This is a genomic window from Paenibacillus sp. HGH0039, from assembly GCF_000411255.1.
In the GTDB taxonomy this organism is placed as follows: Bacteria; Bacillota; Bacilli; order Paenibacillales; family NBRC-103111; genus Paenibacillus_F.
Genome location: NZ_KE150412.1, coordinates 2,136,371 through 2,149,812, shown reverse-complemented (window position 1 = coordinate 2,149,812; position 13,442 = coordinate 2,136,371). Strand labels below are relative to the sequence as shown.

Annotated in this window: 11 protein-coding genes, 1 riboswitch and 1 other annotated feature (1 of these 13 cut by a window edge); all 11 genes read left to right on the top strand. The window is 55.8% G+C overall.

The annotated features are described in order from the left end of the window. Positions 1-83, top strand: a sequence feature (most likely nonfunctional fraction of RNA operon); it begins 131 nt to the left of the window's first position. Positions 84-539: 456 nt separating this feature from the next. Next, a riboswitch (purine riboswitch) is annotated at positions 540-642 on the top strand. Positions 643-802: 160 nt separating this feature from the next. Further along, positions 803-1,288, top strand: a complete 486-nt coding sequence (gene purE / locus HMPREF1207_RS09310; protein ID WP_009675244.1) for a 5-(carboxyamino)imidazole ribonucleotide mutase — start codon at positions 803-805, stop codon at positions 1,286-1,288. A 236-nt stretch (positions 1,289-1,524) separates the two neighbouring features. Continuing rightward, positions 1,525-2,688: a 5-(carboxyamino)imidazole ribonucleotide synthase gene (purK, locus tag HMPREF1207_RS09305; protein WP_170318691.1), complete on the top strand. Its 1,164-nt coding sequence runs from the start codon at positions 1,525-1,527 to the stop codon at positions 2,686-2,688. Positions 2,689-2,783: 95 nt separating this feature from the next. Then, positions 2,784-4,079, top strand: a complete 1,296-nt coding sequence (gene purB / locus HMPREF1207_RS09300; protein WP_009675278.1) for an adenylosuccinate lyase — start codon at positions 2,784-2,786, stop codon at positions 4,077-4,079. A gap of 30 nt (positions 4,080-4,109) precedes the next feature. Continuing rightward, positions 4,110-5,003 (top strand): phosphoribosylaminoimidazolesuccinocarboxamide synthase, encoded by an 894-nt coding sequence (locus tag HMPREF1207_RS09295; protein WP_009675271.1) that lies wholly within the window; start codon positions 4,110-4,112, stop codon positions 5,001-5,003. Positions 5,004-5,345: 342 nt separating this feature from the next. Beyond that, positions 5,346-5,585 (top strand): phosphoribosylformylglycinamidine synthase subunit PurS, encoded by a 240-nt coding sequence (gene purS / locus HMPREF1207_RS09290; RefSeq protein ID WP_009675257.1) that lies wholly within the window; start codon positions 5,346-5,348, stop codon positions 5,583-5,585. Between the two features lie 20 nt (positions 5,586-5,605). Beyond that, positions 5,606-6,301, top strand: a complete 696-nt coding sequence (gene purQ / locus HMPREF1207_RS09285) for a phosphoribosylformylglycinamidine synthase subunit PurQ (protein WP_009675266.1) — start codon at positions 5,606-5,608, stop codon at positions 6,299-6,301. Beyond that, positions 6,279-8,522 (top strand): phosphoribosylformylglycinamidine synthase subunit PurL, encoded by a 2,244-nt coding sequence (purL, locus tag HMPREF1207_RS09280; RefSeq protein ID WP_009675246.1) that lies wholly within the window; start codon positions 6,279-6,281, stop codon positions 8,520-8,522. Before purQ ends, purL begins: the two co-directional genes overlap by 23 nt. Next, complete coding sequence (purF, locus tag HMPREF1207_RS09275) at positions 8,507-9,988, top strand: amidophosphoribosyltransferase (protein ID WP_016423613.1); 1,482 nt, start codon at positions 8,507-8,509, stop codon at positions 9,986-9,988. Before purL ends, purF begins: the two co-directional genes overlap by 16 nt. Positions 9,989-10,111: 123 nt before the next feature. After that, complete coding sequence (gene purM / locus HMPREF1207_RS09270) at positions 10,112-11,152, top strand: phosphoribosylformylglycinamidine cyclo-ligase (protein ID WP_009675259.1); 1,041 nt, start codon at positions 10,112-10,114, stop codon at positions 11,150-11,152. A 1-nt stretch (position 11,153) separates the two neighbouring features. Next, on the top strand, positions 11,154-11,792 hold the full coding sequence (purN, locus tag HMPREF1207_RS09265; RefSeq protein ID WP_009675267.1) for a phosphoribosylglycinamide formyltransferase: 639 nt from the start codon (positions 11,154-11,156) through the stop codon (positions 11,790-11,792). A gap of 88 nt (positions 11,793-11,880) precedes the next feature. After that, positions 11,881-13,425, top strand: a complete 1,545-nt coding sequence (gene purH / locus HMPREF1207_RS09260) for a bifunctional phosphoribosylaminoimidazolecarboxamide formyltransferase/IMP cyclohydrolase (RefSeq protein WP_009675243.1) — start codon at positions 11,881-11,883, stop codon at positions 13,423-13,425. The last annotated feature ends 17 nt before the right edge of the window (positions 13,426-13,442 follow it).

The following is a 13,442-nucleotide window of genomic DNA, read 5'->3' as shown; positions in this document are numbered from 1 at the left end:
CCACGCGTACCCATCCCGAACACGACCGTTAAGCCTTCCAGCGCCGATGGTACTTGGACCGAAGGGTCCTGGGAGAGTAGGACGTTGCCAAGCAAATGAGAGTCCTTTTGAACGTAACCGTTCAAGAGGGCTCTTTTTGGTTTGTTCTACTTTTTACAAATCAAAGGTCCCTTTTCTTAAAAAGATCTCTACTTAATGACTGCTTGATGTGTTTTATTTAAAACTGGTGGTCCTGTAAACAGAAAGTGTAAGCCAATTGTTGAAAGAAGTCGAATGAAATAAGAAATTGTTTTCGCAAGATCGAGGACTTATAAAAAAAGCGTATATTAAAGAGTTGCGGCCTGTAAATTTAAGGATAAATAAGCATGCTTTTTCACTAAACTGTTTAAGGAAAACGGTTTTGAATAGCCTTTCAGAAGGCTTTTAAGAACAGAAAGCGAACTTTACTTCTTTTTCATGAATTGAATGTTCGTATTTCGTTTGACAGGCAAAAAGGTAACTGGTACACTAGAGGAGCGACAATACCTGACAAAACACGTAAATATAGATGTTTACAATCTCGTATAATCATCGGGGATATGGCCCGAAAGTTTCTACCCAAAAGCCGTAAAGTTTTGGACTACGAGAGCGAAGCGAGGGGATCCCAGACGGGGGTGCCTTATGTTTGTGTCTCTTGCAGTCCGGCAGATAGAAGGAAGCAATCTATCTCTGGGCTTTTTTTGCGTCCGGGGATGAAAAGCTGAGGCTTGGGGCTTTCTATTTAAAGTGGTTACCAATATGATAGTAAAGGCGGGTTACGGAGATGTCAGCACGAGTTGGAGTCATTATGGGAAGTAAATCGGATTGGGAAACGATGAAGCATGCTTGCGATGTGCTGGACGAATTCGGCATCCCTTATGAGAAAAAAGTCGTGTCGGCACACCGTACACCGGACTTGATGTTCCAATATGCCGAGCAGGCTGCTGAGCGCGGACTGCGAGTCATTATCGCGGGAGCAGGGGGCGCCGCTCATCTGCCGGGCATGGTGGCAGCGAAGACGGAGTTGCCGGTTATCGGGGTTCCCGTTAAAAGCAGAGCGCTGAACGGGCTGGATTCCCTTCTCTCGATCGTACAGATGCCGGCGGGTATTCCCGTGGCTACCGTAGCGATCGGAGAGGCAGGAGCCGCGAATGCCGGACTGCTGGCGGCGCAAATTTTTGGAGCATTCGAGCCCGAGCTTCAAAATAAAGTGCGTGAGCGCCGCGAACGCATCAAAGCACAAGTGTTGGAAGCGAGTGAGCTTGAATGACAGCGAAAAACAGCGGAGAAGAAACAGCAAAGGGCAAGCTGAACGGGAGCTTAACTAACAGCGAAGGTTTAAACCGAGCAGGACAGACGGATGGCTCTAACTTTGGAACTAATGGTCCAACGTCCCTGCCGACCCAGTCTACTTCTGTCCAGGCACCCCAAGCTGAGACAGGGAAAGAATCCAAAGCTGAGACAGCGGTGCAGGACGCCACTGCCGCGGCTGCGGGCACATCTTCCATGCAGCACAGAGTCATCCCGCCCGGAAGCACCATCGGTGTGCTGGGCGGCGGCCAGCTCGGCCGCATGCTGGCGCTTGCGGGCCGAAACATGGGCTACCGGTTCGTTACACTCGAACCGGGCGCAGACTCGCCGTGCGGACAAGTGGCCGACCGGCAGATCCAGGCTTCGTACGGAGACGTGGACGCGGCGCGCGAGCTTGCGAGAGTGTCCGACGTCATCACGTACGAATTCGAGAATGTCGACGCCGCGGTGACGAAACTGCTGACGCAGGAAGCCTATGTGCCGCAGGGCAGCGCCTTGCTGTACACGACGCAGCACAGGCTTCGCGAAAAGCGTGCGATCGAGGCAGCCGGCGTGAGGGTGGCCCCATATGCCGAAATTGCCAGCGAAGAGGATCTTCGCGTTGCTGTCGGCAAATTCGGCACCCCCTGCGTGCTGAAGACCGCGACCGGCGGATACGACGGCAAAGGCCAGTGGGTCATCCGCTCGGCGGATGAGATACCCGACGCTTTTGCCGAGCTGAGCCGGGCGGGTACGGATCTGGTACTCGAGCAGTTCATCCGGTTCGAGAAGGAAATTTCGGTAATCGCGGCGCGGAGTCCCCGCGGAGAGGTGAAAGCTTTTCCGGCAGCGGAAAATATCCATGTCGAGAATATTTTGCATATGTCGATCGTGCCGGCTCGGATCAGCGCATCCGTTCAAGAGGAAGCCGAACGTCTGGCGATACGCATCGCGGAGTCGATGAAAGCGGTCGGGTTGATCGCCGTTGAGATGTTTTTGACGAAGGACGGGGAGCTGTTCGTGAACGAGCTCGCACCAAGGCCGCACAACTCCGGACATTATACGATGGAAGCCTGCCTGACTTCGCAGTTTGAGCAGCACGTACGGGCTATCTGCAATCTGCCTCTCGGTCCTACGGAACTGTTGACACCGGTAGTGATGGTGAATGTGCTCGGAGAGCATATGGAACCTCTGCTGAAGTGGTTCTGTTCCGAGGAAAGCGCGGCCTCCGATTCGGGGGTAACGCCAAAGCTTCATTTGTACGGAAAAGACGAAGCCAAGACGAAGCGCAAGATGGGGCACATTAACCTTCTTACGGACGATACGGCGAAAGCTGCCGAATGGATGGAACGCACCGGTATCTGGGATTCTATAAGTTAGGTTCACAAGCCAGTCCATTGAACAGGAGCAAGAACGGAAGTCCGAGGCACAAAAAAGGGTTCCAACCCAATCGAAATACAGATGGAGGGTTAACGATGATCGAAAGATACAGCCGGCCAGAAATGGTCAACATTTGGACGGAAGAAAACAAATTCAAGGCGTGGCTTGAAGTTGAAATTCTCTCCTGCGAGGCTTGGGCAGAGCTAGGCGTCATTCCTAAGGAAGACGTGAAAGAACTGCGCGCCAAAGCGGATTTTGATATGGACCGCATTTATGAAATCGAGCAGGAAACCCGTCACGACGTGATTGCCTTCACTCGCGCGGTATCCGAGAAGCTCGGTCCCGAGCGCAAATGGGTGCATTATGGCCTGACTTCCACAGACGTTGTGGATACGGCTCTGGGCTACCTTTTGAAACAGGCGAACGAAATTCTTGAAAAAGATCTTCTCAACTTCATCGGAATTCTTAAAAACAAAGCGATCGAGCACAAGCATACCGCCATGATGGGACGCACGCACGGCGTTCATGCCGAGCCGACTACCTTCGGTCTGAAAATGGCCCTGTGGTATGAAGAAATGAAACGGAACCTGGAGCGTTTCCGTTTTGCGGCGGACGGTGTGCAGTACGGTAAGATTTCCGGCGCCGTCGGCACTTACGCGAACATCGATCCTTTCGTGGAGCGCTACGTGTGCGAGCATCTGGGTACGAACCCGGCTCCGATTTCGACACAGACCCTTCAGCGCGACCGTCATGCGGAATATATGGCCACACTCGCCCTTATCGCCACGTCTTTGGACAAGTTCGCGACAGAGGTGCGCGCCCTTCAGAAGAGCGAGTTCCGCGAAGTGGAGGAAGCTTTCGCCAAAGGACAAAAAGGTTCGTCGGCTATGCCTCACAAACGGAATCCGATCGGATCGGAGAATATTTCCGGTTTGTCCCGCGTCATCCGCGGTCACATGGTTTCCGCTTATGAGAACGTCACGCTGTGGCACGAGCGCGATATTTCGCACTCCTCCGTCGAGCGCATTATTTTGCCGGATGCGACGATCCTGCTCAATTATATGCTCAACCGTTTCGGTAACATCGTGAAGAACCTGACGGTGTTCCCTGAGAATATGAAGCGCAACATGCAGAGCACGTACGGCGTACCTTTCTCCGGCCGCGTTATGACGAAGCTGATCGACAAGGGTTTCAGCCGCGAGCAGGCCTACGATACGGTACAACCTCGCGCCATGCAGGCCTGGGAAGAGCAGCGTTCGTTCCGCGAAATCGTGGAAAACACCGCTGCAATCACCGAGCTGCTGAATGCGGAGGAAATCGAAGACTGCTTCAACCCAAGCTGGCACCTGAAGCATGTGGATACGATTTTTGACCGTCTGGGCTTAAAATAATTCAGAACTTCTGCTTGGGAGGACGCAAACATGGGCGCATCCGTCGCATTGTCGACCGCCGAACATCTCATTAAAGCTCCTTTGGTATACAAAGGCAAAGTCCGTGAATTGTACGACTTAGGGGAGCATTTCCTGATCGTCGTCACGGACCGCATCTCCGCTTTCGACTATGTGCTGGACCCGGCTGTGCCGGATAAGGGCAACGTGCTCAACACGCTGAGCAAGTTCTGGTTTGAGCTGACGACGCCTTTTATGGAAAATCACGTGGTGCACTGCGACGTCGAGCTCCTGGGGGATCTTGTAACGGAACCGGCGCTTCTGAAAGACCGTGTAATGGTCACCAAAAAAGCGACCCGCATTCCGGTTGAATGCGTCGTGCGCGGCTATATTACCGGCGGAGGCTGGCGCCAGTACCAGGAAACCGGCATGATCAACGGTATCCGGCTTCCGGAGGGGCTACGCAAAAACCAGGTGCTGGAGCACCCGATCTTCACTCCGGCCGCGAAGAACGATGTCGGTCACGACGAGGACATCACCTACGATCAAATGTGCGAGCTGGTCGGCGAGAAGGTAACGGAGCAGCTGATGACCAAAAGCGTCATGCTCTACACCCTCGCTCATACGTATTGCGAGCACCGCGGCATCATTTTGGCGGATACAAAGTTCGAATTCGGATTTATCGGCAACGAGCTGATTCTGATCGACGAAATTTTCACACCGGATTCTTCGCGCTACTGGGCTAAGGATAAGTACGAGCTGGATACGGAAATCGATTCGATGGACAAAGAACCTGTCCGCACGTATCTGGCGAACTCCGGCTGGGACAAGAATAGCGCACCGGATCCGCTTCCGGATTCCGTGGTGGAGGAAACTTCCCGCAGATACCGCGAGATTTTACAGCGTTTAACGGAAGAAACCGAGTAAAAGAGAAGCTGCGCCGGGTTTTGTCGAGTGAGGCAGAGCCCGGTACAGGCTTATCGGTACGCGGTCCGTTAGCCGGGAGAGATGTGCAGGCGTCCGGCCAAGCCGACAGGCAGGCTGGGGGTTATCGGGTCGTTAACTATCTTCGTCATGAAAGATAGACAGAACAGACGGTTAACCGCCTTTATAGCACAGCGATTTAAGAATAAATCGGCCTTATTTTTCAGGAGATTAACTTTTTCAAGGATAAAGAGTCAGAAGATTGAAAAAACAAGATGCCAAGAACGGTCAGACAGCCGCATGGAAGCACACGGCGATCGTGATACCAAGGGAGGACAAACCGTAATGAAAGCAACCGTCTATGTGACGATTAAGCAAAGTGTATTGGATCCGCAGGGAAATGCCGTTCAAGGCGCACTGCACTCGATGGGATTTGAAGAGGTCGGCAAAGTACGCGTCGGCAAGTATTTGGAGCTGGAACTGGATACGACGGACCGCGCGGAAGCGGAAGAGCGTTTGAAAGCAATGTGCGAGAAACTGCTGGCGAATACGGTCATTGAAGATTACCGCTTTGAGCTGAACTAACGGATCAGGAGGACTTTCCCATGAAATTTGCGGTACTGGTATATCCCGGTTCGAACTGTGACATCGATTGCTACAAGGCGGTCGAAGACACGGTAGGCGAACCCGTCGATTACGTGTGGCATACGGCCACGGACTTGTCCGAATACGACTGCATTCTCGTACCGGGCGGCTTTTCTTACGGCGACTATCTGCGCTGCGGCGCGATTGCCCGTTTTGCTTCGGTAACCCAGGCTCTGGTGAAAGCGGCGGAGCAGGGCAAATATATTCTTGGCATTTGCAACGGTTTTCAAGTCCTGACGGAAGCGGGCCTGCTGCCCGGCGCGCTGCTGCGCAACCGCTCGCTTAAATTCCGTTGTCATTCCACCCTGCTTAAAGTCGTGAATAACGCGACACCGTTCACTTCCGATTATGCGGAAGGCGAAGTGATCAACATTCCGATCGCGCACGGGGAAGGCAACTACTACTGCGACGAAGAGACGCTGCGCGAGCTTCAACAGAACAATCAGATTGTTTTCCGTTATGAAACGGACACGAACCCGAACGGTTCGGTGGATGACATCGCGGGAATTTGCAGCAAAGAAGGCAACATTGTGGGCATGATGCCCCATCCGGAACGGGCCGTGGACGAAATTCTCGGTTCGGCTGATGGCAAACGGATGTTTACGTCGATTTTAAACGCTTGGAGGGAACAACATGGCACAGCAGTTAGCCGCTAAGGAACCGAACGCGGAGCAGATCGCCGAGCAGAAAATCTATAAGCAGATGGGCGTAACCGATGCGGAATACGATCAGATCTGCGGATTTCTCGGACGCAAGCCGAACTACGTGGAAATCGGCGTCTTTAGTGTAATGTGGTCGGAGCACTGCTCCTACAAAAATTCCAAGCCGCTTCTCCGCCGTTTTCCTACGACCGGCGAACGCGTATTGATGGGTCCTGGCGAGGGCGCGGGTATCGTGGATATCGGCGACAACCAGGCTGTCGTGTTCAAAATCGAAAGCCATAACCATCCGTCTGCGATAGAGCCGTACCAAGGCGCCGCAACGGGAGTCGGCGGCATTATCCGCGACATCTTCTCGATGGGCGCGCGGCCTGTAGCGCTTCTGAACTCCCTGCGTTTCGGACGTCTCCAAAACGACCGCGTTAAATATTTGTTCGAGCACGTTGTTTCCGGTATTGCCGGTTACGGCAACTGTATCGGAATCCCGACTGTGGGAGGCGAAGTTACCTTTGACGAAAGCTATGAAGGCAACCCGCTCGTCAACGCCATGTGCGTCGGTCTGATCGACCATGACAAAATCCAGCGCGGCGTAGCCAAAGGCGTAGGCAACCCGGTTTATTACGCCGGCCCGGCAACAGGCCGCGACGGTATTCACGGCGCGACCTTCGCGTCCGAAGAGCTGACGAGCGAATCCGAAGCGAAGCGTCCTGCCGTGCAGGTAGGCGATCCGTTCATGGAGAAGCTCGTGATGGAGTCCTGTCTGGAGCTGATCGATACGGGGATCGTGCTCGGCATTCAGGACATGGGCGCCGCAGGTCTGACCTGCTCCAGCGCGGAAATGGCGAGCAAGGCGGGCAACGGCCTGGAGCTGTACCTGGACGAAGTGCCGCAGCGCGAGGAAGGCATGACGCCTTACGAGATGATGCTGTCGGAGTCCCAGGAGCGTATGCTGTTCGTTATCGATCCGAAGGATGAAGCGCAGGCTCTCGAAATTTTCGAGCGCTGGGGCGTCATTTGCGCCAAAGTCGGCAAAGTGACCGACGACGGCCGCCTGAAGCTTTTCCATCAAGGTCAAATCGTGGGCGACATGCCGGTAACGGCACTTGTCGACGAGTGCCCGGTTTACAACAAGCCGTCCGCCGTTCCCGCTTATTACACCGAGCAGGCGAACACGGACACGAGCCGTTACGAAGAAGTGACCGATCTGAACGGGGCGCTGAAAAGCATCCTGGGCTCTCCAACCGTGGCGAGCAAAGAGTGGGTCTATAACCAATACGATTACATGGTACGCACAAGCACGGCCGTACAACCGGGCTCGGATGCGGCGGTTGTCACGATCCGCGGCACCCGCAAAGCGCTTGCCATGACAACGGACTGCAACAGCCGTTACGTGTATCTCGATCCGGAAGTAGGCGGACGCATCGCGGTCAGCGAAGCGGCGCGCAACATCGTCTGCTCGGGCGGAGAGCCTCTGGCCGTGACGGACAACTTGAACTTCGGAAGCCCGGAGAAACCGGAAATTTTCTGGCAGCTTGAAAAAGCGGTCGACGGCATGGCCGAAGCGTGCCGCGAGCTCAGTACGCCGGTTATCGGCGGAAACGTGTCGCTGTACAACGAGAACGCGAAGGGCGCCATTTACCCGACGCCGGTTGTCGGCATGGTCGGTCTGATCCAAGACACGGATCACATTACGACTCAAGGCTTCAAGAACGAAGGCGACGTTATCGTCCTGCTGGGCGAAACGAAAGCCGAGCTCGGCGGAAGCGAGTTCCAGAAGGTCGTGCACGGCGTGGTCGAAGGCTGTCCGCCGCAGCTGGACCTGGAGACCGAGAAACGCCTCCACGCCGGCGTGCTTGCCGCGATCCGCGAAGGTCTGGTCGCTTCGGCGCATGACCTTTCCGAAGGCGGCCTGGCGGCTGCCGTAGCGGAAAGCAGCATCTCCGGCGGACTTGGCGCCGATGTGGACTTCCGCACGGAGCTGCGCGCGGATCATGCGCTCTTCAGCGAGAGCCAGTCCCGCATCCTGCTCAGCTGCCGTCCGGAGAAGCGCGAAGCGCTGATCGCCCTGCTTCAACAGAAGAACGTACAGGCGGAAGTTATCGGAACGGTAACCGGAACGAACGTGAAGGTCGACATTAACGGAAAACCTGCCGTTCAAGCCTCTATCTCGGAGCTGAGGCAGGTTTGGAAGGACGCGATACCATGTCTGATGCAGTAACATCGGGTAAGGGGCTGTGGACCGGTTCTTACTATAATGAAGGCCACGGCGGACATGACGGTCTGTTCGACAAGCTGAAAGAGGAATGCGGCGTGTTCGGTGTCTTCGGACATCCGGACGCGGCTTCCTTGTCCTACTACGGGCTGCACGCGCTGCAGCACCGGGGACAAGAGAGCGCCGGTATCTGTACGGCGGACGCGGATAATTTCCACTACTTCCGGGGCATGGGCCTCGTCAAGGAAGTGTTCGACCAGTCGAACCTGCCTACACTCGTCGGCACGTCGGCTATCGCCCACGTGCGTTACTCGACGGCAGGGGAGAGCAAGCTGGCGAATGCCCAGCCCCTGGTGTTCAAATACCGCGAGGGGGATCTCGCCGTAGCGACGAACGGCAACCTCGTGAACGCCGGAGAAATCCGCCGGCAGCTCGAAAAGCAGGGCTCGATCTTCCAGACGACGAGCGACACCGAAGTGGTTGCGCATCTTATCGCGCGCTCCAAGCACGATGATATCGTCGACGCGGTCAAGGATGCCCTGCAGCAGGTGATCGGCGCCTACGCGTTCCTGATCCTGACGAAGGACAAGCTGATCGCGGCGCTCGACCCGAACGGGCTGCGGCCTTTCGCGATGGGCAGGCTCGGCGACGCGTATCTGTTCGCGTCGGAGTCCTGCGCCTTCGACATCGTCGGCGGCACGTATATGCGCGATCTTCTGCCGGGCGAGCTGCTGGTCCTGGACAAGAGCGGGCTCACGGAAGACCGTTTCACGGAAAGTCAGACACGCGCTACATGCGCGATGGAATATATCTATTTCGCTCGTCCCGACAGCGACATCGACGCGATCAACGTCCACTCCGCCCGCAAGCGGATGGGCAAACGCCTCGCGTCGGAAGCGTTCGTGGACGCGGATCTGGTGACCGGCGTGCCGGATTCCAGCACGTCGGCCGCCATCGGTTTCGCCGAGCAGACCGGGATTCCTTACGAGCTCGGACTGATCAAAAACCGCTACACGGGCCGGACCTTTATCCAGCCGAGCCAGGAGCTGCGGGAGCAGGGCGTGAAGATGAAGCTGAGCGCCGTGCGCAAGGTCGTGGAAGGCAAGCGCGTCGTCATGATCGACGATTCGATTGTCCGGGGTACGACTTCGCTGCGCATCGTAAACCTGCTCCGGGAAGCGGGAGCGACGGAAGTGCACGTGCGCATCTCTTCGCCGCCGTTCCAGAACCCGTGCTTCTACGGAATCGATACGCCGAGCCGCAAAGACCTGATCGCGGCGCAGAAGTCGATCGAAGAAATCCGCCAGGCGATCAATGCCGACTCGCTGTACTTCCTTACTCAGGAAGGGCTGATCGACTCCATCGGCCGCAAGGACGGCGTGGAGAACGGCGGCTTCTGCACGGGCTGCTTCGATAATCGTTATGTTACTTACGTGAACGATAGCGAAGATGCGGTGGGCTGCGGCTGTTAAACTGCTGTGCTGCCGATACTTTTAACGATAGATCCAACAGTTACGCATCAAAAGATAATCAAGCATGGAAGGTATCGCCGCGATTTGGCGGTGTGCTTTTCAAACCATTAGGGAGTGAGACAAGTGTCGGAGGCATATAAAAAAGCGGGTGTCGACATCGCGGCCGGTAACGAAGCCGTTGAACGGATGAAGAAACATGTGCAGAGAACATTCCGTCCGGAAGTGCTGACGGGACTCGGCGGATTCGGCTCTCTGTTCAGCCTGAACAAGGATAAATACGAAGAGCCGGTACTCGTATCGGGCACCGACGGTGTCGGAACGAAGCTCAAAATCGCGTTTGCGATGGACAAGCACGATACGATCGGGATCGATGCGGTGGCGATGTGCGTCAACGATATCGTAGTGCAGGGTGCGGAGCCGCTCTTTTTCCTGGACTATCTGGCCTGCGACCGTGTCATTCCCGAGAAGATCGAAGCGATTGTAAAAGGGATTGCCGACGGCTGCGCGGAGTCCGGCTGTTCGCTGATCGGCGGAGAAACGGCGGAAATGCCGGGGATGTATACGCAAGGGGAGTATGACATTGCCGGTTTTACCGTAGGAATCGTGGATAAGAAAAAAATCATCGACGGCTCCACCGTCCGCCCCGGCGACGCCGTGATCGGTCTTGCTTCGAGCGGCGTGCACAGCAACGGCTTCTCGCTGGTGCGCAAGCTGCTTCTGGAAGAGAAGGGACACAGCCTGACGGACACGATCGACGAGCTTGGCGGAGTTCTCGGCGATGTGCTGCTCGAGCCGACGAAGCTCTATGTGAAGCCGGTTCTCGGCATTCTGGAGCAGGTGGGCATCAAAGGCGCCGCGCACATTACGGGCGGAGGCTTCCTGGAAAATATCCCGCGTACGCTGCCGGAAGGCGTGAACGTTAACATTCAGTACGGCTCCTGGCCGATTCTGCCGATCTTCTCTCTCATGCAGCGTGAAGGAAACATCACGAACAATGATATGTTCCGTACGTTCAACATGGGAATCGGCATGGTTATTATCGTGGCTCAGGAAGATGCGGAGAAGGCGCTGGAGATTGCCGCATCGCATGGTCATGACGCTTACCGGATCGGGGAAGTGACGGAAGGCGGCAAAATCGTGACGTTCGAAGGCGCGGAGGTCTAGAATGGGGAAACTGCGGATCGCCGTGTTTGCTTCGGGAAGCGGGTCGAATTTTCAAGCGGTCGCGGACGCCGTGCGCAGCGGCAGGCTTGAAGCGGAGCTCGCGCTGCTCGTCAGCGACCGGCCGCAGTCGAAAGTGGTGGAACGGGCAAAACAGGCGGACGTGCCTGTTTTCGCTTTTTCTCCCAAAGCGTACGACAGCCGGGAAGTTTACGAGACCGAAATCCTGCAGCTTCTGCGGGAGAAAGAAATTGATCTGATCGTGCTCGCGGGTTACATGCGTATTTTGACGCCGGTGCTGGTGGAGCCGTATTACGGCCGGATGATTAATGTGCATCCGTCTTTGCTTCCGGCTTTTCCGGGAATCAAAGGGATCGACCAGGCGCTGGAATACGGCGTCAAAGTGACCGGCGTTACGGTGCATTACGTCGACGGCGGGCTCGATTCGGGGCCGATTATCGCCCAGCGTGCCCTCGAAATCCGGGAAGACGATACGGTGGACAGCTTGACCGGGCGCGTACATGCGGCGGAACATGAGCTGCTTCCTCTTGCGATCGGCTGGATCGCCGAAGGACGAGTGACGCTGGAAGGCCGACTTGTGCGTATTTCGGAACCGAAGACCGCCGAGGCAGCGGAGCAATAGAAGCAAGCTTTTTGTGCAAGGCGAGGTTTAATCGCGTTCAGTATACAAAGGTTCAAACTAGACTTTCCAACCCATAGGAGGAGAAATCGTGGCAATCAAAAGAGCGTTAATCAGCGTATCGGACAAAACGGGCATTGTGGAATTCGCGTCGGAGCTGGCAAAGCTGGGCGTCGAGCTTATTTCGACGGGGGGAACGAAGACCCTTCTGGAAAAAGAGGGAGTACCGGTCATCGGCATTTCCGACGTGACGGGATTTCCGGAAATTCTCGACGGGCGCGTAAAAACGCTGCATCCCGCCGTACACAGCGGCCTTCTGGCCATCCGTGACGATGCGGAGCACCGCAAAGTGATGGAAGAGCTGGGTCTGGGGTATATCGACCTCGTGATCGTTAACCTGTATCCATTTGCGGAAACTATCGCGAAGCCGGATGTGGAGTACGCGGATGCGGTGGAAAACATCGACATCGGCGGACCGACTATGCTGCGCTCGGCAGCGAAGAACCATGCTTTCGTCTCGGTCGTGGTGGATGCGGCCGATTATGACACGGTGCTTGCCGAAGTCCGTGAAACTGCCGATACGACACTCGAAACGCGCAAACGCCTGGCGGCGAAAGTTTTCCGTCATACGGCGGCTTACGATTCCCTGATCTCCGAATATTTGTCCGGACAAGTGGGCGAAGAGTTCCCGGAACGCTATACGGTTACGTATGAGAAGGTTCAGGACCTGCGCTACGGGGAAAATCCCCATCAGAAAGCGGCGTTCTACCGCAAACCGCTTGCCGGTGAAGGAAGCATCGCGACAGCGGAGCAGATTCACGGCAAAGAGCTTTCTTACAACAACATCAACGATGCGAACGCAGCCCTGCAAATCGTGAAAGAATTTACAGAGCCTGCCGTCGTCGCCGTGAAACATATGAACCCTTGCGGCGTCGGAATCGGCACGTCGGTGAAGGAAGCGTACGAGAAAGCATACGCGGCCGATCCTACGTCCATTTTCGGCGGAATTATCGCGGCCAACCGTCCGATCGACGGAGAAACGGCGCAACTGCTGCACGAAATCTTCCTGGAAATCGTCATCGCGCCTGACTTTACGCCCGAAGCGCTTGACATTCTCCAGAAGAAGAAAAACATCCGTTTGCTGAAGCTGGGCAACTTTACCGAAGGACAGCGCAAGGCACTGCACCTGGTTACTTCCGTAGAAGGCGGCATGCTCGTACAAGAGAGCGACGTTCACGCGATTTCGGAAGGCGATCTTAAGACGGCTACCGACCGCGAGCCGACGGAAGCCGAACTGAAGCAGCTGCTGCTGGCCTGGAAAGTCGTCAAGCACGTGAAATCCAACGCGATCGTGCTGGTGACCGAGGACATGACGATCGGAATCGGCGCGGGCCAAATGAACCGTGTAGGCGCGGCCAAGATTGCCATTGAGCAGGCGGGCGAGAAAGCCAAGGGTGCGGTACTCGCGTCCGACGCGTTCTTCCCGATGGGCGATACGCTGGAAATTGCCGCGGCTGCGGGAATTACAGCCGTCATTCAGCCGGGCGGTTCGATCAAAGACGAAGAATCGATTAAAGTGGCAAACGATAAAGGCGTCGCTATGGTGATGACCGGCGTTCGTCATTTCAAACACTAGAAGCGGGAGGCGGGACA

Bases quoted from the DNA above. Each gene is read 5' to 3' on its own strand.
- purE (WP_009675244.1), top strand. From the start codon at position 803: ATGTCAGCACGAGTTGGAGTCATTATGGGAAGTAAATCGGATTGGGAA.
- purK (WP_170318691.1), top strand. From the start codon at position 1,525: ATGCAGCACAGAGTCATCCCGCCCGGAAGCACCATCGGTGTGCTGGGC.
- purB (WP_009675278.1), top strand. From the start codon at position 2,784: ATGATCGAAAGATACAGCCGGCCAGAAATGGTCAACATTTGGACGGAA.
- HMPREF1207_RS09295 (WP_009675271.1), top strand. From the start codon at position 4,110: ATGGGCGCATCCGTCGCATTGTCGACCGCCGAACATCTCATTAAAGCT.
- purS (WP_009675257.1), top strand. From the start codon at position 5,346: ATGAAAGCAACCGTCTATGTGACGATTAAGCAAAGTGTATTGGATCCG.
- purQ (WP_009675266.1), top strand. From the start codon at position 5,606: ATGAAATTTGCGGTACTGGTATATCCCGGTTCGAACTGTGACATCGAT.
- purL (WP_009675246.1), top strand. From the start codon at position 6,279: ATGGCACAGCAGTTAGCCGCTAAGGAACCGAACGCGGAGCAGATCGCC.
- purF (WP_016423613.1), top strand. From the start codon at position 8,507: ATGTCTGATGCAGTAACATCGGGTAAGGGGCTGTGGACCGGTTCTTAC.
- purN (WP_009675267.1), top strand. From the start codon at position 11,154: ATGGGGAAACTGCGGATCGCCGTGTTTGCTTCGGGAAGCGGGTCGAAT.